Origin of the sequence: Actinomyces radicidentis (assembly GCF_001553565.1) — a bacterium.
Lineage (GTDB): Bacteria > Actinomycetota > Actinomycetes > Actinomycetales > Actinomycetaceae > Actinomyces > Actinomyces radicidentis.
On record NZ_CP014228.1, the window covers coordinates 2706519 to 2731585 of the forward strand.

At 74.2% G+C, this 25067-nt stretch carries 22 protein-coding genes and 1 riboswitch; of the genes, 6 read left to right on the forward strand and 16 right to left on the reverse strand.

What is annotated here, in order from left to right:
* Window positions 1–98 precede the first annotated feature (98 nt).
* Window positions 99–1511: a class I SAM-dependent RNA methyltransferase gene (locus AXF14_RS11450; protein WP_067943337.1), complete on the reverse strand. Its 1413-nt coding sequence runs from the start codon at window positions 1509–1511 to the stop codon at window positions 99–101.
* Window positions 1508–3571: an APC family permease gene (locus AXF14_RS11455; protein ID WP_067943339.1), complete on the reverse strand. Its 2064-nt coding sequence runs from the start codon at window positions 3569–3571 to the stop codon at window positions 1508–1510. Before AXF14_RS11455 ends, AXF14_RS11450 begins: the two co-directional genes overlap by 4 nt.
* A 58-nt stretch (window positions 3572–3629) precedes the next feature.
* On the opposite strand from AXF14_RS11455, the gene AXF14_RS11460 reads away from it, so the two are divergent.
* Together AXF14_RS11460 and AXF14_RS11465 are read left to right on the forward strand one after the other, a co-directional pair.
* Window positions 3630–4295 (forward strand): potassium channel family protein, encoded by a 666-nt coding sequence (locus AXF14_RS11460; RefSeq protein ID WP_067943341.1) that lies wholly within the window; start codon window positions 3630–3632, stop codon window positions 4293–4295.
* A 3-nt stretch (window positions 4296–4298) separates the two neighbouring features.
* Window positions 4299–5012 (forward strand): potassium channel family protein, encoded by a 714-nt coding sequence (locus AXF14_RS11465; RefSeq protein ID WP_067943343.1) that lies wholly within the window; start codon window positions 4299–4301, stop codon window positions 5010–5012.
* A 54-nt stretch (window positions 5013–5066) separates the two neighbouring features.
* Here the strand turns inward: AXF14_RS11465 and AXF14_RS11470 are convergent, their stop codons facing one another.
* The 4 genes from AXF14_RS11470 to AXF14_RS11485 form a co-directional block, all read right to left on the reverse strand.
* On the reverse strand, window positions 5067–5795 hold the full coding sequence (locus tag AXF14_RS11470; protein ID WP_067943345.1) for a DUF3159 domain-containing protein: 729 nt from the start codon (window positions 5793–5795) through the stop codon (window positions 5067–5069).
* On the reverse strand, window positions 5792–6160 hold the full coding sequence (locus tag AXF14_RS11475; protein ID WP_067943347.1) for an OB-fold nucleic acid binding domain-containing protein: 369 nt from the start codon (window positions 6158–6160) through the stop codon (window positions 5792–5794). Before AXF14_RS11475 ends, AXF14_RS11470 begins: the two co-directional genes overlap by 4 nt.
* Window positions 6161–6162: 2 nt before the next feature.
* Complete coding sequence (locus AXF14_RS11480; RefSeq protein WP_067943349.1) at window positions 6163–6918, reverse strand: DUF3710 domain-containing protein; 756 nt, start codon at window positions 6916–6918, stop codon at window positions 6163–6165.
* Between the two features lie 112 nt (window positions 6919–7030).
* Window positions 7031–7336 (reverse strand): DUF4193 domain-containing protein, encoded by a 306-nt coding sequence (locus AXF14_RS11485; protein ID WP_067943351.1) that lies wholly within the window; start codon window positions 7334–7336, stop codon window positions 7031–7033.
* A 289-nt stretch (window positions 7337–7625) separates the two neighbouring features.
* On the opposite strand from AXF14_RS11485, the gene sepH reads away from it, so the two are divergent.
* The gene (sepH, locus tag AXF14_RS11490) at window positions 7626–8849 is read left to right on the forward strand and encodes a septation protein SepH (RefSeq protein WP_067943354.1); all 1224 of its coding nucleotides are present in this window, start codon (window positions 7626–7628) and stop codon (window positions 8847–8849) included.
* Between the two features lie 146 nt (window positions 8850–8995).
* Here the strand turns inward: sepH and AXF14_RS13775 are convergent, their stop codons facing one another.
* Together AXF14_RS13775 and AXF14_RS13780 are read right to left on the reverse strand one after the other, a co-directional pair.
* Window positions 8996–10330, reverse strand: coding sequence for an alkaline phosphatase family protein (locus AXF14_RS13775; protein ID WP_211260093.1), 1335 nt, complete (start codon window positions 10328–10330; stop codon window positions 8996–8998).
* Window positions 10327–10920, reverse strand: a complete 594-nt coding sequence (locus tag AXF14_RS13780) for a DUF5998 family protein (protein WP_067943356.1) — start codon at window positions 10918–10920, stop codon at window positions 10327–10329. The genes AXF14_RS13775 and AXF14_RS13780 overlap by 4 nt, the downstream gene beginning before the upstream one ends.
* Window positions 10921–11012: 92 nt before the next feature.
* Here AXF14_RS13780 and AXF14_RS11505 point away from each other — a divergent pair, with 92 nt between their 5' ends.
* Window positions 11013–13550 carry a DNA gyrase/topoisomerase IV subunit A gene (locus tag AXF14_RS11505; RefSeq protein WP_067943358.1) on the forward strand — a complete coding sequence of 846 codons (2538 nt, stop codon included), beginning with the start codon at window positions 11013–11015 and terminating at the stop codon, window positions 13548–13550.
* 110 nt (window positions 13551–13660) lie between these two features.
* Here the strand turns inward: AXF14_RS11505 and AXF14_RS11510 are convergent, their stop codons facing one another.
* The 3 genes from AXF14_RS11510 to AXF14_RS11520 form a co-directional block, all read right to left on the reverse strand.
* Window positions 13661–14794, reverse strand: coding sequence for a glycerate kinase (locus AXF14_RS11510; protein WP_067943360.1), 1134 nt, complete (start codon window positions 14792–14794; stop codon window positions 13661–13663).
* Between the two features lie 48 nt (window positions 14795–14842).
* Window positions 14843–15901: a GNAT family N-acetyltransferase gene (locus AXF14_RS11515; protein ID WP_067944395.1), complete on the reverse strand. Its 1059-nt coding sequence runs from the start codon at window positions 15899–15901 to the stop codon at window positions 14843–14845.
* A 143-nt stretch (window positions 15902–16044) separates the two neighbouring features.
* The gene (locus tag AXF14_RS11520; RefSeq protein WP_067943362.1) at window positions 16045–18276 is read right to left on the reverse strand and encodes a DNA gyrase/topoisomerase IV subunit B; all 2232 of its coding nucleotides are present in this window, start codon (window positions 18274–18276) and stop codon (window positions 16045–16047) included.
* A gap of 180 nt (window positions 18277–18456) precedes the next feature.
* On the opposite strand from AXF14_RS11520, the gene AXF14_RS11525 reads away from it, so the two are divergent.
* Window positions 18457–18723, forward strand: a complete 267-nt coding sequence (locus tag AXF14_RS11525) for a DUF7455 domain-containing protein (RefSeq protein WP_067943363.1) — start codon at window positions 18457–18459, stop codon at window positions 18721–18723.
* A gap of 102 nt (window positions 18724–18825) precedes the next feature.
* Here the strand turns inward: AXF14_RS11525 and AXF14_RS11530 are convergent, their stop codons facing one another.
* The 5 genes from AXF14_RS11530 to AXF14_RS14585 form a co-directional block, all read right to left on the reverse strand.
* Window positions 18826–19506 carry a TenA family protein gene (locus AXF14_RS11530; RefSeq protein ID WP_084355544.1) on the reverse strand — a complete coding sequence of 227 codons (681 nt, stop codon included), beginning with the start codon at window positions 19504–19506 and terminating at the stop codon, window positions 18826–18828.
* A complete protein-coding gene (gene thiD / locus AXF14_RS11535) occupies window positions 19503–20327 on the reverse strand; it encodes a bifunctional hydroxymethylpyrimidine kinase/phosphomethylpyrimidine kinase (RefSeq protein ID WP_067943365.1) in 825 nt (274 codons plus the stop codon). The genes AXF14_RS11530 and thiD overlap by 4 nt, the downstream gene beginning before the upstream one ends.
* Window positions 20324–20992 (reverse strand): thiamine phosphate synthase, encoded by a 669-nt coding sequence (gene thiE, locus AXF14_RS11540; RefSeq protein ID WP_067943367.1) that lies wholly within the window; start codon window positions 20990–20992, stop codon window positions 20324–20326. The genes thiD and thiE overlap by 4 nt, the downstream gene beginning before the upstream one ends.
* On the reverse strand, window positions 20989–21816 hold the full coding sequence (gene thiM, locus AXF14_RS11545) for a hydroxyethylthiazole kinase (RefSeq protein WP_067943368.1): 828 nt from the start codon (window positions 21814–21816) through the stop codon (window positions 20989–20991). Before thiM ends, thiE begins: the two co-directional genes overlap by 4 nt.
* Window positions 21804–21893: riboswitch (TPP riboswitch) on the reverse strand. It overlaps the preceding gene by 13 nt.
* Window positions 21894–21983: 90 nt before the next feature.
* Entirely contained in the window at window positions 21984–23648 is a 1665-nt protein-coding gene (locus tag AXF14_RS14585) for an RNA polymerase sigma factor (protein ID WP_067943371.1), read from the reverse strand.
* Between the two features lie 210 nt (window positions 23649–23858).
* Between AXF14_RS14585 and AXF14_RS11555 the strand changes: the two genes are divergently transcribed.
* Complete coding sequence (locus tag AXF14_RS11555; protein ID WP_067943373.1) at window positions 23859–25046, forward strand: polyprenyl synthetase family protein; 1188 nt, start codon at window positions 23859–23861, stop codon at window positions 25044–25046.
* The last annotated feature ends 21 nt before the right edge of the window (window positions 25047–25067 follow it).

A 25067-nucleotide genomic window follows, 5' to 3' on the forward strand; every position in this document is an offset into this window, starting at 1 on the left:
GACGACGGGGCGACAGCACGCGGGAACACCGCGTGACGGAGGTCTCGGTTTCGTCAGGAACCGGTGCCGAAAAACGTGGCGGCGCTGCCCGTCCCGCCTCAGGCGCGCTCGAGGATCGCGACGGTCTCGAAGTGGTGCGTGTGCGGGAACATGTCGAGCGCGGCGAGGGACGCCGGCGCGTAGCCCGCGGCCAGGAGCGTCCCGAGGTCCCGGGCCAGGGCGGCCGGGTCGCAGGCGACGAGGACGATCCGCCGGGGCCCGAGCACCGCCACGGCCTGAGCGACCTCGCGGCCCGCTCCGGCCCGGGGCGGGTCGAGGACGACGACGTCGGCGCGCTCGTCCCGGCCCGGCCCGAAGGAGACGCCGAGCTCGGCGACGGAGGCGGCGGTGACGCGCCCGGCGTGGAGCCGGGTCCCGGGGAGGTCGTGGAGGGTGCGTCGGGCGTCGCGGACGGCCTGCTCGCTGCCCTCGAGGCTGAGGACCTCGCAGCCGAGCAGCGCCAGGGGCAGCGTGAAGAGCCCCGCTCCCGAGTAGAGCTCGAGGACGCGTGTGCCGGCGACGGTGTCGCGGTCGAGCGGGGCGTCGCCCTTGCGGGTGCCGGCGGCGCTGGGGCGGGCCCCGAGGGCGGCGCGCACGACCCGGTCGACGAGGACGGCGGGGGCGTCGCGGTGGACCTGCCAGAAGCCGTCGGCGTGGACGGAGTAGCGCAGCTCCCCCAGGCCGAGTCCGTCGGCGTCGACGAGCTCGTCGACGCGTCGGCGGCCGGTGGCGTGGGCGGCTCCCGTCAGCACCGTCTCGCCGCGGCCGTCGGTGAGGACGACGACGGGGTCGCCGCCCGAGGGCGCGACGGCGTGGACGCGGGTGCCGGGGCGCAGCTGCTTGCGCCAGCGGCTGCGCTCGGTGAGGCCCAGCTCCTGGAGGGCGGGGACGGCCAGCGGCAGGGAGCTCACGGGCAGGACGGTGCCGGAGCGGAAGGCGTTCATCCCGGCCCGGCCGTCCGGCGTCGCGGTCAGCTCGACGCGGGTGCGCGTGCCGGTGCCGGCGAGGGCTCGCACGCGCGGGTCGCCGCTGCGCGCGGCGCGCGTCTCGGAGGGCATGGGCTCGACGGGGACGCCACCGGGAGCGCTGGACTCGGGCAGGGCGAGGACGGCCTCGGCGACCTGCTCGCCGCCGAGGCGGCGCAGGCAGTCGGCCAGGACCCATCGCTTCCAGGTGCGCTGGGCGGGCAGGGCGACGTGGGAGAGCTCTCCCCCGCCGACTCCCCCGGGTCCTGCCTCGGGCCACACGGGGTCGACGCGGTCGGGCGAGGCGGTGAGGACCTCGACGGCGTCGGCGCGCCACATCTTCGAGGTCTTCTGGCTGAGGCGGGCGCGGACCGTCTCACCGGGCAGGGCGTGGCGGACGAAGACGACGCGGCCGTTCGGGTCGTCCACGGGGCGAGCGACGCAGTGGCCGCCGTGCGCGGGGGCGCCGACGGCGAGGACGAGCTCCTCGGGGGCGGCGGGGCTCATGCGCGATCCTCGACGGGGCTCTGGCGGGCCTCGGAGACGGCGCGGGAGGCGGCGGCCGGGTCCGTGATGCCGGTGGGCGTGTGGGCGCGCACGCCGCGGTGGATGTGGGTCTCGCCGGGCAGCCCGAGCTGCCAGGGCACGGAGGCGACGACGACGCCCGGGGTGAACAGCAGCGCGGTCTTGAGGCGCAGGGCCGTCTGGTTGTGGAGGGCCTGCTCCCACCAGTGCCGCACGAGGTACTCGGGGAGGAAGACCACGACGAGGTCGCGGGGGGACTCGCGTCGCACGGAGCGGACGTAGCTCGTCAGCGGCCGGATGATGTCGCGGAAGGGCGAGTCGAGGACGGTGAGGGGGACGGGGAGGTCGGCCTCCTCCCAGTCCTCGAGGAGCTGCTCGGCGCTGCCGTCGCCGGTGTCGACAGTGACGGCCTCGATGGAGGTCGGGTGGGTCGACTGGGCGTAGGTGAGGGCGCGCAGGGTCGGCTGGTGGAGCCGGGAGGCGAGGACGACGGCGTGGACGTGGGCGGGCAGGACGCGCGCGTCGTGCAGGTCGTCGACGGCGACCTCCTCGGCGACGCCGCGGTAGTGCTTGCGGATCCCGTTCATGAGGACGTAGATGATCGCCATCATCGTCAGGGTGATCCACGCGCCGCGCGTGAGCTTGGTGAGCAGGACGATGATGAGGACGAGACCGGTGCCGGCCACGCCGATGCCGTTGATGACGCGGGAGCGCTGCATGCGCTGGCGGGCCTTGGCGTCGGTGGCGCCCTTGAGCTCGCGGGTCCAGTGCCGGACCATGCCGATCTGGGAGAGGGTGAAGGAGATGAAGACGCCGACGATGTAGAGCTGGATGAGGCGGTTCGTGTTCGCCTGGAAGCCGATGATGAAGGCCATCGCACCGAGCCACAGCACGATGATGCCGTTGGAGTAGCCGAGGCGGTCGCCGCGCTGGGCGAGCTGGCGCGGGAGGAACTCGTCGCGGCCGAGCACGCTGGCGAGCACGGGGAAGCCGTTGAAGGCGGTGTTGGCGGCGAGGACGAGGATGAGGCCGGTGACGACGGTGACGAGGTAGAACATCGGCGTGAAGCGCGCGAAGACGGTCTCCGCGACCTGGCCGATGACGGGGTCCTGGTGGTAGCTCGCCGAGAGGGGGTGCCCGTTGCTGAGCAGCTCGGTGGACGGGTCCTCGACCAGCTTGACGCCGGTGGCGCCCGCCAGGTGGATGATGCTCATGAGCATGAGCGCGGCGATCGTGCCGAGCATGAGGAGCGTCGTCGCGGCGTTCTTCGACTTCGGCTTCTTGAAGCTGGGCACGCCGTTGGAGATCGCCTCGACGCCGGTGAGGGCCGCGCAGCCGGAGGAGAAGGCGCGCAGGATGAGGAAGGCGCCGGCCAGGCCTGACAGGCCCGTCTCCCAGCCCGCCTCGGGCACGACCGTGAGGGAGGCCGAGGAGGCCTGACCGAGGTGGCCGGTGAGCTCCTCGGCGAGGCCCACGACCACCATGACCGCGATGGAGAACATGTAGATGTAGGTCGGCACGGCGAAGGCGCCGCCGGACTCGCGCGAGCCGCGCAGGTTCATGAGGGCGAGGACCGTGACGATGGCCGCAGCGATCGGGACCTTGTAGGGGGCGGTCGCGGGCACGGCCGCGGCGAGGTAGCCCGTGCCGGAGGAGACGGACACGGCGACGGTGAGGACGTAGTCGCACAGGAGCGCCGAGGCCACGAGGAGACCGGCGTGCGGCCCCAGGTTCGTGGAGACGACCTCGTAGTCGCCGCCGCCGGAGGGGTAGGCGTGGACCGTCTGGCGGTAGGAGGCCACGACGACGACGAGGACGCCGATGACCGCCAGCGCGATCCAGGGCGACAGCGCCGTCGCGGCGAAGCCCGCGACCGCGAGGGTGACGAGCACCTCGTCCGGCGCGTAGCCGACGCTCGAGAGGGCGTCGGACGCGAAGATGGGGAGGGCGATCCTCTTGGGGAGGAGTGTCTCGCCGAGGGCCTGGCTGGGAACCGGGCGGCCGACGAGGATCCGCTTGACGCGGTCGGCGAAGTCACGCACGACCAGGAATGCTACGTCCGCGTTCTCGCAGGTCCAAGACGCGGAGTACGGTTCTGCCGTGCACTTCGTCATCATGGGGTGCGGTCGCGTCGGGGCCTCGATGGCCGCCCAGCTCGACCGCATGGGCCACTCGGTGGCCGTCATCGACCAGAACGCCGAGGCCTTCCGTCGTCTTCCCGCCGAGTTCTCCGGCCGCAAGATCAAGGGCGTGGGCTTCGACCGCGACGCCCTGGAGCAGGCCGGGATCGACGAGGCCTACGCCTTCGCCGCCGTCTCGAACGGTGACAACTCCAACATCGTCGCCGCGCGCGTGGCCCGCGAGACCTTCGGCGTCGACCACGTCGTCGCCCGCATCTACGACGCGCGGCGCGCGGAGGTCTACGAGCGCCTCGGCATCCCCACGGTCGCGACCGTCCGCTGGACGGCCGAGCAGATGATGCGCCGCGTCCTCCCCGGCGGCACCCAGCGCGAGATCGAGGACCCCTCCGGCGAGGTCGCGCTCGTCCAGCCCGACGTGTCGACCGCCTGGGTCGGCATGACCGTGGGCGCCCTCGAGGAGCGCCTCGACGTGCGCGTCGCCTGGCTCTCCCGCGGCTCCGGCGCCGTCGTGCCCCGCTCCGGGACGGTCATCCAGGAGCACGATCTGCTCCACCTCGCCGTCCGCTCGGACCGTCTCACCGCCGTCCAGCGCACCCTGTCCCGCCCGCCCGCCCAGGAGGCCTGAGCCATGAAGATCCTCATCGCGGGCGCCGGCTCCGTCGGCCGCTCCATCGCGCGCGAGCTCATCAGCCACGGCCACGAGGTCACTGTCGTGGACCGCTCCCCCGAGGCGATGCGCATCGCCTCCGTCCCCGACGCCGACTGGCAGCTCGCGGACGCCTGCGACGTCGACGCCCTCGCCGCCTCCGGCGCGGGCGACGCCGACGTCGTCGTCTCCGCCACCGGTGACGACAAGGCCAACCTCGTCATCTCGCTGCTGTGCAAGACGGAGTTCGCGGTGCCCCGCACGGTGGCGCGCGTCAACAACCCGAAGAACGAGTGGCTCTTCGACGAGACCTGGGGCGTGGACGTCTCCGTGTCGACGCCGCGCATCATGACCGCTCTCGTCGAGGAGGCGGTGAGCGTCGGCTCCCTCGTCTCGGTCTTCACCTTCCACCAGTCCGGCGCGCACATGCACGAGCTGACGATCCCGGACGACTCGCCCGCCATCGGCGAGCTGGTCAGCGAGGTCGAGCTGCCGCCGCACACGGTGCTGGCTGCGATCCTGCGCGACTACCGCCCGATCAACCCGGACCGGGACGAGCGCTTCGAGCGCGGCGACGAGCTCATCTTCCTCACCGCCCGCGAGGGCGAGTCGACCCTCGCGGAGATCCCGGAGATCTTCGCCCCGGACGAGGAGGAGGCCCCGCCGGCCCAGGAGCCCTCGGGCGACCTGGGCTGAGCGGCGCCCGTCGCTGCGGGTAGCGGGCGAGGAGCCGGGCGCCGGCGTCATCGGTCAGACGGCGTCGGCGCTCCCTCGTCTCACGAGGAGCCACACGAACCAGCAGGTGAGGGCGAACAGCGGCAGCCCCAGGGCGAGGCGGGCGACGCCGAGGGCGGAGACCGTCGCGTCGCCGCCCAGGTAGAGCGGGAGCTCGACGACGAGACGGAGCGCGAACATGGCCGCCAGGACGAGCGTGCCCAGGACGTAGCGCCGGCGTCGTCGCGCCTGCGCGGGGTCGGTGCGCCAGGCGGTCCACGACGGGGGCCCGGTCGGTGCGGACGACGCGTCATCCCCTCCGTCCGACTGCCCGGTCTCCCCCGTGCTCGCCTCCCACAGGCCCATGAGGACCCCGACGAGCGGCCACCGCGCGGCCACCGAGCCGAGGCAGGCGACGAGCCACACGGCGTTGATGACGAGGCCGGTCGCGTAGAAGTTCGAGGCGCGCCCCGACCGCCAGGCCCAGGCGGCGGACAGGACCGCGAGGACGGCGCCGCCGAGGACCTGCGTGAGCCCCTGGCGCTGGGCGAGGCGCGCCACGAGAGCGACGGCGCTCACTGCCAGCGAGGCGACGAGGGCGGGGACGAGCGCCGTCGGGCGCACCGCCATGATGACGACGAAGACGAGCGTCGGCACGGCGGACTCGACGACGCCGCGCCATCCTCCGACGGCGGCGGAGGCGTCGAAGCGATCGGCGCCGACGGAGGACAGGCCGGTGCCGGCGGGCCGCTCGACGCGGCTCACGCGTCGGGCCCCAGGATCTCGTAGCTGGGGTCGTACATGTTGGGGCGGGTGCGCCCGGCGGCGACCATGCCCTCGGCGGCGAGGTGGATCCCGGGGCGGACGCCGGCGATCTGGCGTCGGCCGATCCAGACGAGGTCGACGGAGCCGGTGCCGTCGAAGAGCTGGCCGACGAGGACGGGCTTGTCGGAGGCGGGCCGGTAGGTGACGGCGCGCAGGACCCCGGAGACGCGGGCGCGGCGCCGCGGCTGGAGCTCGCCGATGGGGACGGTGCCACGGCGGATCGCCGAGACCTCCTCGTCCTGGGCGGCGAGGTCCTCGCGGCTGGCGCGGAGCCCGCCGAGCCGCTGGCGGAGGCGCTCGAGCATGGTCAGCGGACCTCGGCGATGGTGGGGCCGGGCTCGAGGGGCTCGAGGCCCCGGAGGTCCTCGGCGTCGGGGCCCGTGACGGAGCCGGGGGCGTGCAGCGGGAGGATCTCGCGGGGCGGCCGGGCCTGACCGTCGCGGACGACGACGACGCCGTTGAAGACGTCGCGCGGGGTGCGCGAGGCCTCGTCGTCCACGGCGGCGGGGCCCTGGAGGACGCCGCGGAGGAACCAGCGGGGGCCGTCGACACCGAGGAAGCGGACGGGGACGCGCTGCTGCTGGCCGTCGGGGGTCTGGACGGGGACGCGGGCGGCGACCTCGGGGCCGTGCTCGCCCTCGACGACGCTGGGCTCGGCCTTGGCGCGCTTGAGCTCGGCGACGATGTCGGCGCGCAGCTCCTCCCAGACGCCGGCGGTGCGCGGGGCGGCGAAGGCGCGGAGCTCGAGGGTGGAGCCCTCGAGGACGAGGACGACGGCGCCGACCTCGACACCGGGGCGGGCGTTCTCGAGGCGCAGCTGCATGCCGTCGACGCCGGGGACGCGGACCGAGCCGAGGTCGATGAGGCGCTTGGAGTCGGGGGCGGGGGCCTCGGCGAGGTCCCAGGGGCCGGTCGGCTCCGTGGGCGGCTCGGCGCCGCCCTCCTCGACCGCGTCGGAGGTCGCTGCGTCGTCGGAGGCCGTGGTGGTCTCCGCCTCGATCGCCTCGGTCGTGGTGGCGTCGTCGGTGGCTTCTGCCTTCTTGCGGCGGGAGAACAGACCCATGTGGGCTCCTGGTCCGTGGACGGGCTTGCCGGCGCGGGGCCGGACGGTGGGTACGCGAGACCCGCGCCGGTGCGGTGCGCCTGGCGCGGGTCGGTGCTGGTTCGGGCTCGCCTCAGCCGGCGCAGTCGGTGCACACCGGGAGGCCGGTGGCGTCGTCGACGTAGGCGAGCTGGCTGCGGTGGTGGACGAGGAAGCACTCCGAGCAGGTGAACTCGTCCTCGAGCTGCGGGACGACGTGGACGCTGAGCTCCTCGCGGGAGAGGTCCGCGCCGGGCAGCTCGAAGCCCTCGGCGACCTCGTTCTCGTCCTCCTCGATGGCCTCGGAGGACTGGTCCTTCTGACGGGCGGTGAGCTCCTCGATGGAGTCTGACTCGGGCTCGTCGTCGTTCTTGCGCGGTGCGTCGTAGTCAGTCGCCATGGCCTGGTCACTCTCTCTCATCGACGGCTCTCGGTGGCTCTCAGGCGGTGGGGAGGACCGCCGGGAACGGCGACGCGCGCGCGGGATGCGCGCACGCGGAGGAGCCGCCCCTCCGAGCAGGGCACGCGCACCATAGCACCGGGGGGAGCGGGCGGAAACTCCTGGTGAAAAGCCCCGGGACGGCTGTGGGCGAACACCTCGGCGACGCGCCCCCGCGCCGGTGGCCGAGCGGGACCTCCGGGCCACGTAGGCTGTGCCCCGTAGGTGCGACAAGAGGAGGAACACCCCGATGATCGAGCTCGAGCTCCTGGGTGCCAACGGCGGCTCCGTCGTCATGACCGACCAGGCCGGCGAGCGGTACAGCCTCGTCATCGACGACGCCCTGCGCGCCGCCGTGCGCCGCGACCGCCCCGCCTCGCTCCCCCGCCCGTCCCAGTCCCCCGAGCCCGAGGCCGCTCCGACGGTGCCGGCCCGTCCCAAGGACCTCCAGGCCCTCATGCGCGCCGGCGCCTCCGCCGAGGAGGTCGCGGACGCCACCGGGCAGGACGTCGAGCACGTCCGCCGCTTCGAGGGCCCGGTCCTCGCCGAGCGCGGGTGGGCCGTCGAGCAGGCCCGCCTGAGCCGCATCGGCTGGGAGAAGGACTCGCCGCTCCTCGGTGAGCTCGTCGTCGACCGCCTCGCCACCCGCGGTGTGGACCCCGAGTCGCTCGAGTGGGACGCCCTGCGCGAGGGCCGCGAGCCGTGGCAGATCCTCGTCACCTTCTTCGAGGGCGACGTCGAGCGCAGGGCCACCTGGACGCTCGACCTCCCCGCCCGCACGGTCGCCGCGACCGACGACGAGGCGCGCTGGCTCACCGAGTCCGGTGCGGCCGGTCGTCGCCCCGCGGTCTTCGACCAGGACTCCGAGGCCCCCGGCGCCTCCGCCCAGGAGCGGGCCTCCCTCGGCCCGGTCCCGGCCGAGGAGCCCCCGGCCCCCGCCCCCGAGGCCGCCGACCTCGAGCACGACGACGCCGCCCGGCGTGATGCGGCGTCGGGCGACACCACCGGCTCGTCCGACCGGGTCGACTCGGACACCGACGCGCTCCTCGCGGACCTCGCCTCGAACCGAGGCCGACGCGTCGAGGTCGAGATCCCCGAGGACGACGAGGACGAGCCCGGCTCGCAGGGCGCTGGCGCCGCGGCCGACGACGAGACCAGCCCGCACGGCCAGGCCCGCGTCTTCTCCATGCAGGACCGCCGCCGCGCCTTCGCCGGGAACCACCCCGCGGGCACGAAGCTCCACCAGGGCGAGGAGGCGCCCGTCGAGCAGCCCTCCCCGGCAGGGCCCTCCCGGGCCGTCGCGTCCCAGGCGGGGATGGACGCCCCGACGGCGGAGGTCGCCGAGGTCACCGAGCGCGGGACCCAGGACGCCCTGCCGGAGATGCCCCCGGCTCCGAAGCCCAAGCCGAAGCGCCGCCCGCGCCGCTCGGTGCCCTCCTGGGACGAGATCGTCTTCGGTGCGAAGCCGGAGTGACACCGGGGGCGCACCGCACGCGCCTGCGATGACCTGAGGCCGTCCCGTTCGGGGCGGCCTCAGCCCTTCCCGGCAGCCTCGGCCACCCGCCCCAGGACGCCGTCGGCGCCGGAGCGCGTTGCGCCGCCGCCCGCTCCGAGCGCGGCTCAGGCCGAGGCGAGGAGCAGCGGGACGGTTGTCTCCGCGGGCGTGATCGACCCGTGGACGCCGGGCATGGCGATGGCGGACTCGGAGTGGACGCGCGGGTCGACGACGACCCACGTGCCCGCCATGGCAACGAGCACGTCCCCGAGGACCGTGGCGGCACGTGGCGACACGGGGCCGAGCAGGGTCTCGGCCTCGGTGCGGGTGCCGACCCAGGCGGCCTTCTCGCCAAGATGCTCGCGCCAGCGCTCGGCGACCTGCTGCGCGAGGTCGGCGTCGCCACCCGGGACGTAGAGCTGGCTCATGCGCGGCTCCCCCGCGATCCCGGCGACGTGGGCCATGAGGTCGGGGTGGTCTGTGACGGTGACGCGGTGCTCGGCGTCGGTGTCGACCATGCCGTGGTCGGCGGTGAGGACGATCCGCGTGCCGCGCGGGACGCGGCGGACGAGCTCGGCCATGGCGGCGTCGAGGCGCTCGAACTCGCGGAGCCACTCCTGGGAGGTCCAGCCATGCCCGTGGCCCGCGTGGTCGAGCTCGCCGACGTAGAGGTAGACGAGCGGGGTGCCGCGTCGCAGCGCGGAGACCGCGAGGCCCGGGCGGTCCTCGAGGCGGTCGGCGCCGAGGTGCTGCGTGCCGCGCAGGCCGGCCTCGGTGAGGCCGGAGCCGGAGAAGCGCGCAGGCCCGATCGACAGGGCGAGGGGCGCGGACTGGCCGGTGGCGTCGCGGGTGAGGGCGGGGTCGGGCTCGAGGCGTTGGAAGACGGTGGGGACGTCCTGCCAGGCGCGCGGCTCGGGTGCGCGGCCCTCCCAGGTGATGAGGCAGAGGTTGTCCTCGGCCCGCGGGACGTCGCCGGCCGCCGGGGACGGGAGAAGCGGGTTGCGCACGGAGTAGCCGACCATGCCGGTGACGCCGGGCAGGGCGCCGGTGCCCAGCGTGGTGAGGGCGGCCGCCGTCGTCGAGGGGACGCAGGTGCGAGCGGCCGGGCCGGGGCCGGACGGAGCCCCGAGCAGGCCCGAGCCGAAGGGCTCGGCGTCGGTGAGCCAGGAGCGCAGGGTCGGGGCGTGGCCGCGCCGCTCGCGGAGGAGCTCCAGGCCGAGGCCGTCGACGAGGACGACGACGGTGCCGCCGCCCCTCGCCGCGCCGCGCTCGGCACGAGCTCGGTCGAGGATCCCCCAGGCCCCGGCGGCGGTGCGGGCCTCCGCGTCGGTGAGGACGCCGGGACGGTCGGGCTCGCCCAGGCGCAGGCCGGCGCTCACGGCGGCGGCGCCGAGGACCTTCCGGAGGCTCGGGGCGTCCGCGGGCTCGATGGTGGGGGTGTTCGTACCCGTGGCGCTCACAGCTCGGCCCCCGCGGCGCGGGCGATGGCGGCGGACAGGGCGCGGGCGAAGGCCTCGGCGTGCTGGAGGGCCTCGTCGCCCTCGACGCCGGCGGCGACGCGCACGGCGATGTCGTCGGGCATGGAAACGCCGGTGAGACCGTGGTCGGCCTGGCAGGACGGGTCCCCGCAGGCGGCGGGCTCGAGGTCGAGGCGCCGCACGGCGCCCCAGGAGATCGCGATCGTCATCTCGGTCAGGCGTCCGCCGTGGACCGCCGGCGCGGCGACGCCGCGGGTGAGGGCGACCGAGCGGATGCGGCTGACCGGGACGGCCTCGGAGGTGGCGACGGCGGCCGGGGCGCCGTCCTCTCGCACGGCGTCGTCGACGTGGACGATGAGGAGCCGCGTGCGGGTCAGGGCGAGGACCGTGAGGTGGCGGTGGACGTCGGTGTCGTCGAAGGTGGTCTCGGCCTGGACGAGGTCGCAGTCGACGGCCTCGCCCGCCAGGGACACGTCGAGCGTGCCGAGCACGAGCTCGGGGTAGTAGCCGGCCCGCGTCACCTCGTCCCGGAGTGCCTCGGGGATCCCGGTGGTCGGTGTCGTCGGCGTCATGGGCGCGATCATGCCATCGCGGACGGCCGTCACGCCCGTCACGCCCGGGTGTCGCTCCGGGCGCAGCGGCGTCATCCCGCGAGAATGCCCGCATGCCGAAGTCCCCCACCGTGACTCCTCCCCCGACCGACGGCGAGATCGTCGAGCAGGACCTCTCGACGGAGATGCGCTCCTCCTTCCTGGAGTACGCCTACTCGGTCATCTACGCCCGGGCGCTCCCGGACGCCCGCGACGGCCTCAAGCCGGTCCAGCGCCGCATCCTGTTCCAGATGGACCGGATGGGGCTGCGCCCGGACCGTCCGCACGTGAAGTCCTCCCGCGTCGTCGGCGACGTCATGGGCCGCCTCCACCCGCATGGCGACGTCGCCATCTACGAGGCCCTCGTCCGCCTCGCGCAGCCCTTCACGATGCGCCTGCCCCTCGTCGACGGGCACGGCAACTTCGGCTCCCTCGACGACGGGCCCGCCGCCCCCCGCTATACCGAGGCCAGGCTCGCCGCCCCGGCTCTCGCCCTGACCGCGGACATCGACGAGGACACCGTCGACTTCTCCCCCAACTACGACTACACGCTCACCGAGCCGGACGTCCTGCCGGCCGCCTTCCCGAACCTCCTCGTCAACGGCACGACGGGCATCGCGGTGGGCATGGCGACGAACATGCCGCCGCACAACCTCGTCGAGGTCGTCGGCGCGGCCCGCCACCTCATCGAGCACCCGGACGCGACCCTCGAGGACCTCATGGCCTTCGTGCCCGGCCCGGACCTGCCGGCCGGCGGCATGATCGTCGGCCTCGACGGCGTGCGCGAGGCCTACCGCACGGGGCGCGGCAAGTTCGTCACGCGCGCCACGGCGCGCATCGAGAACGTCACCGCCCGCAAGAAGGGCATCGTCGTCACCGAGCTGCCGTACATGATCGGCCCTGAGAAGATCATCGCCCGGATCAAGGACGCCGTCGGCTCCAAGAAGCTCCAGGGCATCACCGACGTCCAGGACCTCACCGACCGCAAGAACGGCACCCGTCTGGTCATCAGCGTGAAGAACGGCTACAACCCGGAGGCCGTCCTCGCGCAGCTCTACAAGCACACGCCGCTGGAGGACTCCTTCGGCATCAACAACGTCTGCCTCGTCGACGGCCAGCCGCGCACGCTGGGCCTGCGCGAGCTCCTCGACGTCTTCGTCCGCCACCGCCTCACCGTCGTCGAGCGCCGCACCCGGTTCCGCCTGGGCAAGCGGCGCGAGCGCCAGCACCTCGTCGAGGGCCTCCTCGTCGCGATCCTCGACATCGACGAGGTCATCCAGGTGGTCCGCTCCTCCGACGACGCCGCCACCGCGCGCACGCGCCTCATGCAGGTCTTCGACCTCTCCGAGCCGCAGGCCTCGTACATCCTCGAGCTGCAGCTGCGCCGCCTCACGAAGTTCTCCGTCATCGAGCTGGAGAAGGAGCGCGACGAGCTGGCCGCCGAGATCGAGCAGCTCGAGGCGATCCTCGCCGACGAGAAGCTCCTGCGCGGCGTCGTCTCCCGCGAGCTGGCCTCCGTGGCCGAGGAGTTCGGTACGCCGCGCCGCACGGTCCTCCTCGAGGCGGCCGGCAAGGGCGCGGGCGCGCTCACGGGAGGCGTTGGCTCCCAGGCCGGTGCCGGCGCCGGGGCCTCCGCGGCGGCTCGCGCCGCGAGCGAGGCGATGATGCTCGCGGGCGCCAAGGACGTCCCTCTCACGGTCCCGGACGACCCCTGCCGCGTCATGCTCTCGGCGACCGGTCTCGTGGCGCGCACGCAGGGCGCCGCCCCGGTGCCGCGCACGGGCGGGCGCCAGGCGCACGACGCCCTGACGAGCCAGGTCGCGACGACGGTGCGCGGTGCCGTGGGTGCCGTGACGGACACCGGGCGGCTCGTGCGCCTCGACGTCGTCGCCGCCCCGGAGGTGCCGCGCCTCGAGGGCTCGCCCTCCCTGGCGGGAGGGACTCCGGCGCGCCTGCTCGTCGACATCGAGCCCGAGGAGAAGGTCGTCGGTCTCGTGCCGATCTCCCCGGAGGACCCGGCCTCGGCTGAGCCGATCGTGCTCGCCACCGCCCAGGGCGTCGTCAAGCGCGTCAAGCCCGGTGACGAGCCGCGCTCGGGCGACGCGTGGGAGGTCATCGCGCTGTCCGACGGCGACCGCGTCGTCATGGCGGGCACCGCCTCCGACGCGGACATGCTCGTCCTCGTCGCCTCCGACGCCCAGCTCCTGCGCTTCCCCGCCTCCAAGGTGCGGCCCCAGGGCCGCGGCGCCGCGGGGATGGCGGGCATCGCCCTGCACGACGGGGCCCGGGTCATCGCAGCCTCCGTCGTGGCCGAGGACCTCCTCGCCGAGGCCGAGGTCGTCACCGTCGCCGGCGCCCAGGGGGCCCTCCCGGGCACGGCGGGATCCGTCAAGGTCTCCCCGCTGGACCGCTATCCGGCCAAGGGCCGCGCGACGGGCGGCGTGCGCGCGCACCGCTTCGTGCGCGGCGAGGACGAGCTCGTGCTGGCCTGGGTCGGCGTTGGACCGCGGGCCGTCGGCTCGGGCGGTCAGGCCGTCGAGCTGCCCGAGGTCGACGAGCGGCGCGACGCCTCCGGCTCGCCGCTGCCCGGCCCGATCGCGGCGATCGGCTGATCCCGGCGCGATCGCGCACGGCGCCGTGGGCGCCCCTCTCCGGGGCTCCGCGGCGCCGTCGTCGTCGGCGGTCGGGATCGTTCCCGGCCCGCACCACCCCGTGGTGCTGCTCAGGCCTCCCGGCCGGTCGAGTGGGTCCACAGCCGCAGGGCCGTGGCCGTCGAGCGCTCCGTGTTGGAGGCGGCGTTGGCCAGCTCGGTGGCGAGGTCCTGGGACTCGCCCTGCGAGTTGGAGATGACGGCGACGACGCCCGCGTCGAGGAGGACGTCCGCGTCGACCTTGACGCGGCCGGCGACGATGAGCGTCGGGACGCCCGCCTCCTTCGCCACGGCGGCGACGCCCGCCGGCGTCTTGCCCCCGAGTGTCTGAGCGTCGACGGAGCCCTCGCCCGTGATGACGAGCTCGGCGCCCTCGACGGCGTCGGCCAGGCCGACGGCCCCGGAGACGAGCTCGATGCCGGGCTGGAGCTCGGCGCCGAGGAAGGCCAGGAGCGCGAAGCCCAGGCCGCCGGCGGCGCCCGCTCCCGGGCGGTCGGCCTCGTCCTCGTGACCGGAGGCGGCGGCCCAGCGGCCGAGCACCTCGTCCAGGAAGGCCACGTCCTCCTCACTCGCCCCCTTCTGAGGGCCGAAGACGGCGCTGGCGCCCCGCTCGCCGAGGAGCGGGTTGTCCACGTCGCAGGCGACGTCGACCTCGAGGTCGTCGAGGCGATCGTCGAGGCCGGACAGGTCGACGGAGGCGACGCGCTCGAGCTCGGCGGGCGTGGAGCCGATCTCGGAGCCGTCGGCGTCGAGGATGCGAGCCCCGAGCTCGACGAGCATGCCGGCGCCGCCGTCGTTCGTGGCGGAGCCGCCGATCCCGAGCAGGAGGCGCGTGGCCCCCGCGTCGAGGGCAGCCTTGACGAGGCGGCCGACTCCGCGGGTGTCGGAGACGCGCACGTCCCGGTCCTCGGAGGCGATGATCTCCAGACCGGAGGCGCTCGCCATCTCGGCGACGGCGGTGCCGTCGGCGAGGGCGATCCTCGCGGTGACCGGCCGGCCGAGGGCGTCGACGGCGTCGACGTCCCGGACCTCGGCCCCCAGCGAGGCGGCGACGGCCTCGGTGAAGCCCTCGCCGCCGTCGGACATGGGCAGCTCGACGACGTCGGCGCTCGGGACGACGGCGCGCACGCCCCGGGCCATGGCGGCGGCGGCCTCCGCCGCCGTCATGGCCTCCTTGAAGGAGTCGGGAGCGATGATGATCCTCATGGTCCCATCCTCCCCCTCCCGGCCCGCGCCGGTGGCCGAGCGTGGGGCTCAGACGTCGAGGCCGTAGAGCACGGTGCCCCGCGTCGGCTCGTAGCCGAGGGCCTCGTAGAGGCCGACCGCACCCGTCGGGTTCTCGGAGTCGACGCCGGCGCCCGCGTACTGCATGCCGGAGTCCCGGTAGGCGCGCATCGCCGCCGTCAGGAGGGCGGTCGCCACCCGACGGTGGCGGTACTCGGCCCCCACCCCGAGGATGTCCGTGTAGCCCTCGGTCCAGCCGAGGGCCTCCCAGTCCTGCTCGTAACGACTGGAGATGAGGTACCCGGCCACGCGGGAGCGGTCCCCCGAGCGGTCCAGCGCCACGAAGCTCCACGACGGCTCGAAGTACGGGCGGCGCTGCGTCCACTCGGCCATGGAGACCTGCTGCGAGCCCCACGCGTCCGCGAAGGCCGCGTTGTGCGCGCGGCGGACGTCGTCGTCGATCTGCGGCGTCCAGGGCTCGACGGTGAGGAAGCGGTCGGTCTCGATCTCGGGGATGTCGATGTCGAGGGGGCGGCGGACCTCGCGGTACCAGCGCCGCGGGGTGAAGCCGATGCCCTCGAGGATGCCGCGCCAGGTGGTGTCGTCGTCGAGGACGCCGGTGACGATGTGGGCCGGCTCGAAGGAGCCGCCGGAGACCTGGGCCCGGCCGACGCGCTCGACTCCGATGAGGTGCTGGGCGCACTCGGTCTGCCAGTGGATGATCGCCTGGCCGATACCGCGCCCGCGGTAACCGGGGTCGACGATCCCGCTCATGGAGGCGTAGATCTCCGTCGAGGGGCGCAGTCGGACGATCGCGAAGGCGCGCATGACGCCCTCGGCGTCGCGCCCGGCCACGCCGGAGTAGACGGGGTCGGCGAAGTACTCCGCGGTCTCGACCTCGCTCGTGCGGTAGGGCGGGTTGTCGACCGCCTCGGCGCGTGCGACGAGGGCGGCCAGCTCGGGGTTGTCCGCCGGGCCGAGCGGGAGCCAGCTCAGGAGCGTCGGCAGGGCGGAGCGCGGCCCGGGCCGCAGCATCGACCAGGGGCTCGAGGCGCCGAGCCGGTGGGAGGAACCGTAGGCAGGAGCCACGTGCACCACTCTCGTCCGTCGGGAGGGGACCGCGCCGTCTCAGCGCGGACCCGCGGGGTCGCTCCCGAGGCTACCCGACGCGTGTGACGCGCACGTGCCGCCCCCGGCGCACCGCCCGGGCCGTGCGCTCGCCCCGAGGCGTTTCAGGCGTCGATGCGCTCCCGGTCGATGTCGCGGGCGCCCTCGACGATGAAGTCGCGGCGGGGCTCCACGCTCGAGCCCATGAGGAGCTCGAAGACGTTCTCCGCCTCAGCGAGCTCGGCCTCGTCGCCCAGGGTGATGCGCCGCAGGGTGCGGTGCTCGGGCTCCATGGTCGTCTCGGCGAGCTGGTGGGCGTCCATCTCCCCCAGGCCCTTGTAGCGCTGCGGCTCCTTGAAGTTCCGTCCCTGCTTCTCGAGCCTCCTGAGGGTGGTGACGAGCTCGTCGTCGGAGTACGTGTAGATGACCTCGCGCTTCTTCCGCCCCTGCCCGTTGACCTCGATGCGGTGCAGCGGGGGGACGGCGGCGAAGACGCGCCCGGCCTCGATCATGGGCCGCATGTAGCGGAAGAAGAGGGTGAGCAGCAGGGTGCGGATGTGGGCGCCGTCGACGTCGGCGTCCGTCATGAGGATGATCTTCCCGTAGCGGGCCGCGTCGAGGTCGAAGGTGCGTCCGGAGCCGGCGCCGACCACCTGGATGATCGCGGAGCACTCGGCGTTGCCGAGCATGTCCGCGAGCGACGCCTTCTGGACGTTGAGGATCTTGCCGCGGATCGGCAGGAGCGCCTGGAACTCGGAGTTGCGGGCGTTCTTCGCGGTGCCGAGCGCGGAGTCGCCCTCGACGATGAAGAGCTCGGAGGAGGCGACGTCGTCGGAGCGGCAGTCGGCGAGCTTGGCGGGCAGCGTCGAGGTCTCCAGGGCGGTCTTGCGCCGCGAGATCTCCTTGTGCATGCGGGCCGAGACCCGGGCGCGCATCTCGCCGACGATCTTCTCCTGCAGGGCCCGTGACTGGGTCTTGAGGTCCCGCTTGGAGGAGGTGAGCAGTGCGGTGAGCCCCTTCTCGACGACCTTGGAGACGATCTGGCGCACCGGCGCCGTGCCGAGCACCTCCTTGGTCTGCCCCTCGAACTGCGGCTCGGGGACGCGCACCGTCACGACGGCGGTGAGGCCGGCGAGGATGTCGTCCTTCTCGATGCGCCCGTCGCGGCTGGTCACCTTGAGTGCGCGGGCGTTGGAGTCGATCTGCTTGCGCAGCACCTTGGTGACGGCCTGCTCGAAGCCGGTGAGGTGAGTGCCTCCCATGGGGGTGGCGATGATGTTGACGAAGGATCGCTCGGTCGTCTCGTAGCCGATGCCCCAGCGCAGGGCGACGTCGACGGTGCAGGTGCGCTCGACCTCGACGGGGCGCAGGTGCCCGGACTTGCGGTCGAGCTGCTGGACGGTCTCGGTGTAGGTGCCCTCGCCGGTGAGGCGGAAGGTGTCGGTGACGGAGCCGTCGGTGGCGAGGAAGTCGACGAAATCGGCGGTGCCGCCGTCGGCGCGGAACTCCTCGGTGCCGTCGGCGTCGCCGGTGTCGAGGAGGTCTCCGGCGCCCTCGGTGGCGTTCTTGGCGCTGGCGCGCAGGGCCGGGTCGTCGGTGGGGGCGGTGGAGTCCGTGGCGGGGGTCGCCTCGGCGCGGGCGGCGACGTCGTCGGGGCGCTCGTCGGTGAGCGTGAGGGTGAGGCCGGGGACGAGGAAGCTCGTCTGGCGCAGGCGGGCGCGGAGGGCGGCGGCGTCGTACTCGGCGGGCTTGGGGAAGATCTGGGGGTCGGCCCAGTAGCGCACGCGGGTGCCGGTGACGCCGCGCTTGACCTTGCCGATGACGCGCAGCTCGGAGGCCTCGGTGAACTCCTTGAAGGGGGAGTCGGGGCTCGGGCCGGCCTTCGGGTCGGTGAAGACGCCGGGGACGCCGCGGCGGAAGCTCATGGCGTAGGTCTTGCCGCCGCGGTCGACCTCGACGTCCATGCGGGCGGACAGGGCGTTGACGACGCTGGCGCCGACGCCGTGGAGGCCGCCGGCGGCGCCGTAGGAGCCGCCGCCGAACTTCCCGCCGGCGTGGAGCTTGGTGTAGACGAGCTCGACGCCGGTGAGGCCGGAGCCGGGCTCGATGTCGACGGGGACGCCGCGGCCGGTGTCGCGGACCTCGACGGAGCCGTCCTCATGCACGGTCACCGTGATGGAGTCGCCGTAGCCCTCGAGGGCCTCGTCGACGCCGTTGTCGATGATCTCCCAGACGCAGTGCATGAGGCCCCGCTGGTCGGTGGAGCCGATGTACATGCCGGGGCGCTTGCGGACCGCCTCGAGCCCCTCCAGGACGGAGAGGTGTCGGGCGTTGTAGGAGCTCGAGGAATCTGGCACGGCGGCAACCTAGCGGATCGGCGGCGCGCCGCCGATCCTGCCGCGCCGCGGGCCGGGTGTGGCCTTCATCGGGCCCGCCGTCCGCTTCCCGGTTCCGCCCGAGGCGGAGCGCGCTGCGCCTCAGGCTGAAACGGGCCGAATGTGATCGTCTCGTGTCGTCGGGCGTGGTGGAGTAGCGCCATGAGCCAGACAAGCATCCCCGCCGTCGCCGGTACCGCGACCGCCCCGGCCGAGCAGGCCGTTCCCGCTGCGGGCTCCTCCTCCAAGCGCCCGCTCACCACGGCCGACCGCTGCGACGCCTGTGGCGCCCAGGCCTACGTCCGCGTCGTCCTCGCCTCCGGCGAGCTCCTCTTCTGCGCCCACCACGGTCACCAGAACATGGCCGCGCTGGAGAAGCAGGCCCTCTTCATCCAGGACGAGTCGGGGCGACTCGCCTCGGAGCACTGAGACCCTCCCCCGCGCTCAGGACCACGCACGAAGAGCGCCGCACCGGGACATGAGCCCGCTGCGGCGCCCTTCGTCGTCGCTCAGCCGTGCGGGGCGGCTGCGTCAGACGGGCCAGTCCTCCCCGCGCCAGGCGGCGTCCCAGAACATCCACTCGTAGCGGCACGCCCGCAGGAAGGTCTCGCTCATCGCCTCCCTCTCGGCCGCCCCGGCCCGAGCGGCCGCCGCGTCCATGACGGCCCGGGCCCGTGAGCAGGACTCGGAGAAGGCCTCGTCGCCGTAGGTTGCGATCCAGTCCCCGTAGGGGTGCCCCGCGAGGCCGCAGGCCTCGTCGAGGAGCCTGAGCCCGACGGCCTCGTAGACGAGGAAGCACGGCAGGACCGCGGCGACCGCCACTCCGTAGGAGCCCGAGAGCGCCGACGCGTCGATGAAATCGGTGTAGGCCAGGCAGGTGGGCGAGGGCTCGACGGCGGCCGCGACGTCGACGTGGTCGGCGTGGAGGAGGCGTTCGGTGACAATCGCGGTCCTGGCGGCGTCGTCCCAGAGGACGAGCTCGTCGGGGTCGTGGGTCATCGAGGCCAGCCGTGCGAGGGCCCGCCCGTACCGGCCCAGGTAGACCGCGTCCTGCGCCATGTAGGCGTCGAAGCGCTCGCGCGGCAGGGTGCCGTCGAGGAGGGAACGCAGGAAGGGGTGCGCGTGGACGGCCTCGAGGACGGGCTCGGCCCTGCACCACACCTCCTGGGAGAACAGCGGCTCCCGCGCTGACGGAGACAGTGGCGCGCTCATGCCCGGACCTCCGCTCCCGGCGTCTCCGTGTCCCGCTCCCACAGGGCGTGGAAGTGGTGCACCGGACCGTGACCGTGCCCGACGCCGAGCTCGTCCGCGTGCGCGATCGCTCCGGCGAGGTACGCCTTGGCGTCACGCACGGTCTCGAGCCAGCCGCTCCGTCGGGGACGGAGCGCGGCGATGGCCGAGGAGAGGGTGCAGCCCGTGCCGTGGGTGTTGCGCGTGGGGGTGCGCGGCGCCGTGAGGAGCTCGACGCCGTCGGCGTCGGCGTAGACGTCGGTCGCCTCGCCGGCGAGGTGGCCGCCCTTGAGGAGGACCCGGTGGACGCCGAGGTCGAGGAGCTCACCGGCCTGCGCGACCATCCCGTCGACGTCGGTGGCCTCCTCGCGGTCGAGGAGGACGGCCGCCTCGGGCACGTTCGGCGTGATGAGGTCCGCCCGCGTGCACAGGTCGCACAGGGCGTCGACGGCGTCGGCCTCGAGGAGGCGGTCCCCGGAGGTGGCGACCATGACCGGGTCGAGCACCGTGACGCCGAGGCGGGGCAGGTAGTCGGCGACGACGGCGATGAGGCCGGTCGTGGAGAGCATGCCGATCTTGGTCGCGTCGGGTGTGATGTCGTCGAGGAGGGTGTCGAGCTGAGCGCGGACGAAGTCCTCCGGGACGTTGTGCACGTCGGTGACGCCCGTCGTGGACTGGGCGGTGAGGGCGGTGACGACGCTCATCCCGTAGGCGCCGAGGGCGCTCATGGCCTTGAGGTCGGCCTGGAGGCCGGCGCCTCCTGAGGGGTCCGAGCCGGCGATGGTGAGGACGCGGGGGATCATGCTCGTGCTCCTTCGTTCCAGGCGGCGCGCAGGGTGCGCGTCGCGGCCGCCGGGTCCTCGGCGAGGCAGATCGCCGAGACGACGGCGGCGCCCGCGAGGCCGCCCGCGGCGAGGGCGGGAAGGTCGTGGGCCGTGATGCCGCCGATGGCGACGGCGGGCAGGTCTGTGCGGGCGGCGAGGGCGGCGACGCCGTCGGTGCCGAGGCCGGTGGGCGCGTCCGTCTTCGTGGCGGTGGCGCGGACGGTGCCGATGCCGAGGTGGTCGCAGGCGCCCTCGGCCTCGGCTGCGGCGATCTCCTCGGGCGTCGAGGCGGACAGACCGAGGAAGGCGTCGTCCCCGATGAGGCGGCGGACGACCGAGGCGGGGAGGTCGCGCTGACCGACGTGGACCCCGGCCACGTGCGCCCCGAGGTCGCGGGCGGCGAGGAACACGTCGACGCGGTCGTTGACGATGACGGGCACCCGGTCCCCCACGGCGGCGCAGACGTCGAGGACCTCCTGGAGGAAGGCCCCGCCCTCGGCGTCCTTGGCGCGCAGCTGCACGAAGGTGACGCCGGCGTCGACGGCCGCCGTGACCGTCTCGAGGACGGTGCGGCCGCGCGAGGCGCACTGGGCCGCGTCGGTGACGAGGTAGAGGCGCAGGTCGGGTGCGGGCCGGGCGCTCACTGCTCCTCCTCGGACACGGGGATGAGGGCTAGCGCCTCGGGACCGAGGGCGTACAGGGCGTCGAGGAGGGCCGGCTGGAAGGAGCCGGGCCCGTCGCTGAGGGCGGCGGCGCGCTCCGCCGCGGCGGAGTAGAAGGCGTGGCAGGCGACGACGGCGTCCAGGTCAGTGACGGTCGGGGCTCCCCCGGTGCGCGAGGCGGCGACGAAGGCGCCGATGAGGGCGCCGAGGGCGCAGCCCCCGCCGGTCATCCTCGTGAGGAGCGGCGAGCCGCCCCCGACCCGGATCGTCGTGGTGCCGTCGGTGATGAGGTCGACGGGCCCGGAGACGGCGACGACGCCGCGCGTCGTCCGTGCGACGGCCAACGCCGCCTCCCGGGCGCCCTCGACGTCGTCGGAGGTCTCGGGGCCGCGGCCGCCCTCGCCCAGGCCCGCCAGGGCGATGATCTCCGAGGCGTTCCCGCGCACGACCGTGGGGGCCTCGCGCACGAGGCGGCGTGCGAGCCCGGTGCGGTGCGTGAGCGCGCCGATGGCGACGGGGTCGAGCACCCAGGGCGTGCCCGCCTCGCGCGCGGCGGCCACGGCCTCGACGGCGGCGAGCCGCTGCTCGGGCTGGGGCGTGCCGAGGTTGACGAGCACCGCGGAGGCGACGGCGGCGAAGGGCCCGGCCTCGCCGGTGATGTCGACCATGGCGGGTGCGGCGCCCGCGGCGAGCAGGACGTTCGCGGTGACGTTGGTGACGACCGAGTTGGTGAGGCACTGGACCAGTGGCGGTGCGGCTCTCAGCGCCTCGAGGACCTCGGTGCGGACGGCGTACGGCGCAGCCATGACATTCCCTTCGTCAGCATGACCTGAACAGGTTCGACGGGTGTTCTCTCAGCCTCGCGGCACCCCGTGTCAGGGTCCACGCTACCCCGGGCGCGCCCGCCGCGGGGCCGAACGCGCACGAGGCCCCGCCGACCGCGGGGGTCGGCGGGGCCTCGTGCGCGTTCGGCTCAGTCGAGGTAGTCGCGCAGGACCTGGCTGCGCGAGGGGTGGCGCAGCTTCGACATGGTCTTGGACTCGATCTGGCGGATGCGCTCGCGCGTCACACCGTAGACCTTGCCGATCTCGTCGAGGGTCTTGGGCTGCCCGTCGGTGAGGCCGAAGCGCATGGAGACGACGCCCGCCTCGCGCTCGGAGAGCGTGTCGAGGACGGCGTGGAGCTGCTCCTGCAGGAGCGTGAAGCTCACGGCGTCCGCGGGGACGACGGCCTCGGAGTCCTCGATGAGGTCGCCGAACTCGGAGTCGCCGTCCTCGCCGAGCGGCGTGTGCAGGCTGATGGGCTCGCGGCCGTACTTCTGGACCTCGACGACCTTCTCGGGTGTCATGTCCAGCTCGACCGCCAGCTCCTCGGGCGTGGGCTCGCGACCCAGGTCCTGGAGCATCTGGCGCTGGACGCGGGCCAGCTTGTTGATGACCTCGACCATGTGGACGGGGATGCGGATGGTGCGCGCCTGGTCCGCCATGGCGCGGGTGATGGCCTGGCGGATCCACCACGTCGCGTAGGTCGAGAACTTGTAGCCCTTGGTGTAGTCGAACTTCTCGACGGCGCGGATGAGGCCGAGGTTGCCCTCCTGGATGAGGTCCAGGAAGAGCATGCCGCGGCCGGTGTAGCGCTTGGCGAGGGAGACGACGAGGCGCAGGTTGGCCTCGAGCAGGTGGTTCTTGGCGCGCTGGCCGTCGTTGGCGATCCAGTGCAGCTCGCGGCGGTACTTGGCGTCGAGGTCGTTGCCCTCGGTGGCCAGGAGGTGCTCCGCGTAGAGGCCGGCCTCGATGCGCTTGGCGAGCTCGACCTCCTGGGCCGCGTTGAGGAGCGCGACCTTTCCGATCTGCTTGAGGTAGTCCTTGACCGGGTCCGCGGTGGCGCCGGCGGTGACGACCTTCTGCGCGGGCTCGTCGCCCTCGTCGGAGTCGGAGACCGTGTAGGAGCCGTCCTTGGACTTCTCCCCGTTCTTCGAGCGCTTGGACTTCTTGCCGGCGGCCTTCTCGGCCTCCTCGCGGCGCATGCGGTCCAGCTCGCCGGTGAGGGCGGCGATCGAGGGCTGCATCTTGATGCCCTTGATGACCCAGCCGCGGAAGATGTAGCCGTTCTGGGTGAGGAAGTCACGGGCGACCATCGGGGCGGAGTCGCCGACGACGAAGCGCGGGACCGGGCCGTGGCCGTAGGGGGCCAGGGTGATCGGGTCCTCCAGGGTGCCGTTGCCGGCGATCGGGAGGTTCTCGATCGTGGTGCGGGAGCGCACGTACAGCGTGGCACCCGGGGCCAGCTTGACGTCCTTGAAGGAGGCCGGGGTGTTGAAGGGCGAGCGCTTGGAGCCGTCGCCGTTCTCCTCGAGGGTCACGTCGAGGTAGTAGTCGCGCAGCTCGGGGGCCGGTCCCTCGTCCTCCGCGGCGTCCTCGGACCCGGCGGCCGAGTCCTCGTGGTCCTCGTCGTCCTCCTCGGAGTCCTCGTCCGAGTCGTCGTCATCGGCGGCGTCGTCCTCGTCGTCGGAGTCGTCGTTCAGGTCGACCTCGTCGTCCTCCTCCTCGTCGAGGTCGACGTCGTCGACCTCCTCGGCGGTGTCGTCGACGTCGTCGGTGCGCTGGGCGCGCTTCCGCGAAGTGGTGCTGGTGGCCACGGAGTTCCTTTCACGTGGGAGGACGGTTCAGGCGGCGGACCGGCGCCTCCGGGCACAGGTCACCACCGACGCTGCAGGCAACCGTGCAAGTGTACCGTTTATTCCCGCGCTCTCCTGCCGAGGCTCCGGCCGCCCGCGCGCACCTCGCTGGCCGGGCCGTCCCGCCGGGCGCTCGTCCCCTCGCGCCGCGGGTCCCGGTAGCCTGGCGGCATGAGTGACCTGCCCCGGACGATGACGCTCGTGCGCACCGCGGTCTCGGCCCGCCTCGAGGAGGTCCTCGCCGAGCGACGCACCGCCCTGGCCGGGGTCGACGGCGCCGCCGACCTCCTGGACGCCGCCACCGCGCTCCTCGCCGGCGGCAAGCGCATGCGCGCGGTCCTCGCCGCCGCCGGCCTCGCGCTCGGGGTCGAGGATCCCGCTGAGCGCGAGACGGTCCTCATGAGCCCCGCCGCCGCGCGCCTGGGCGCCGCGCTCGAGCTGTACCAGGCGAGCGCCCTCGCCCACGACGACGTCATCGACGCCGCCGAGACGCGCCGAGGGCTCCCCGCCGCCCACCGGGCTCTGGCGGCCCTCCACGCCGAGCGCTCCTGGCGCGGCTCCCCGCACGACTTCGGCGCCTCCGCCGCGATCCTCCTGGGCGACCTGCTGCTGTCCGCCGCCGGCGGCGAGGCCGGGGCAGCCGTCGCCGCCAGCGATGCCGGGCCCGGTGCCCGTCTCGCCGCCCGGGACGCCTTCGACGCCATGACCGAGGAGGTCGCCGTCGGCCAGTTCCTCGACCTGCGCGGCGAGGCCCTCCCGCTGTCGGCGCCCGGCGAGGACGCCGCCGCCGCCGCGGCGCTCATGCGCGAGCAGGCCCTCGCCGTCGTCCTGCGGAAGTCCGCGCGCTACTCGGTGGCCCGTCCGCTCCTCCTCGGCGCCGCCCTCGCCGGCCTCGCCCCCGACTCCGCCGAGCACGCCACCCTCGCGCGCTTCGGGGAGGAGACGGGGGCAGCCTTCCAGCTGCGCGACGACGTCCTCGGCGTCGTCGGCGACCCCGCGGAGACCGGCAAGCCGGTGGGCGACGACCTGCGCGAGGGCAAGCGCACGGTCCTGCTCGCGGTCGTCTGGGGGCGTACGGACGAGGCGGGGCGTGCGCTCCTGCGCGAGGTCCTCGCGCACCGCGACGCCTCCCCCGAGCGCGTCGCCGAGGCGGTCGGGCTCGTGCGCGCCTGCGGCGCTCTCGAGGAGCACGAGCGCGAGATCGCCTCGCACGTCGCCGGGGCCCGCGCCGCGCTCGACGAGCTCGAGCGCCTCGCCTCGCGCGGCGCCGCCCCAGGCGCCGTCGCCCTGCGCCCCTCGCGCGCGACGCTCGGCCTCCTGGGCGACCTCGCCGAGGCGCTCACCGCCCGCTCCGCCTGATCGGCGCGGCGTCCCCGTAGA

What these genes read in the sequence shown, in the direction of transcription:
- AXF14_RS11450 (WP_067943337.1), bottom strand. Translation starts at nt 1,511, where the DNA reads ATGAGCCCCGCCGCCCCCGAGGAGCTCGTCCTCGCCGTCGGCGCCCCC.
- AXF14_RS11465 (WP_067943343.1), top strand. Translation starts at nt 4,299, where the DNA reads ATGAAGATCCTCATCGCGGGCGCCGGCTCCGTCGGCCGCTCCATCGCG.
- AXF14_RS11475 (WP_067943347.1), bottom strand. Translation starts at nt 6,160, where the DNA reads ATGCTCGAGCGCCTCCGCCAGCGGCTCGGCGGGCTCCGCGCCAGCCGC.
- AXF14_RS11480 (WP_067943349.1), bottom strand. Translation starts at nt 6,918, where the DNA reads ATGGGTCTGTTCTCCCGCCGCAAGAAGGCAGAAGCCACCGACGACGCC.
- AXF14_RS11485 (WP_067943351.1), bottom strand. Translation starts at nt 7,336, where the DNA reads ATGGCGACTGACTACGACGCACCGCGCAAGAACGACGACGAGCCCGAG.
- sepH (WP_067943354.1), top strand. Translation starts at nt 7,626, where the DNA reads ATGATCGAGCTCGAGCTCCTGGGTGCCAACGGCGGCTCCGTCGTCATG.
- AXF14_RS13780 (WP_067943356.1), bottom strand. Translation starts at nt 10,920, where the DNA reads ATGACGCCGACGACACCGACCACCGGGATCCCCGAGGCACTCCGGGAC.
- AXF14_RS11505 (WP_067943358.1), top strand. Translation starts at nt 11,013, where the DNA reads ATGCCGAAGTCCCCCACCGTGACTCCTCCCCCGACCGACGGCGAGATC.
- AXF14_RS11510 (WP_067943360.1), bottom strand. Translation starts at nt 14,794, where the DNA reads ATGAGGATCATCATCGCTCCCGACTCCTTCAAGGAGGCCATGACGGCG.
- AXF14_RS11525 (WP_067943363.1), top strand. Translation starts at nt 18,457, where the DNA reads ATGAGCCAGACAAGCATCCCCGCCGTCGCCGGTACCGCGACCGCCCCG.
- AXF14_RS11530 (WP_084355544.1), bottom strand. Translation starts at nt 19,506, where the DNA reads ATGAGCGCGCCACTGTCTCCGTCAGCGCGGGAGCCGCTGTTCTCCCAG.
- thiD (WP_067943365.1), bottom strand. Translation starts at nt 20,327, where the DNA reads ATGATCCCCCGCGTCCTCACCATCGCCGGCTCGGACCCCTCAGGAGGC.
- thiM (WP_067943368.1), bottom strand. Translation starts at nt 21,816, where the DNA reads ATGGCTGCGCCGTACGCCGTCCGCACCGAGGTCCTCGAGGCGCTGAGA.
- AXF14_RS11555 (WP_067943373.1), top strand. Translation starts at nt 23,859, where the DNA reads ATGAGTGACCTGCCCCGGACGATGACGCTCGTGCGCACCGCGGTCTCG.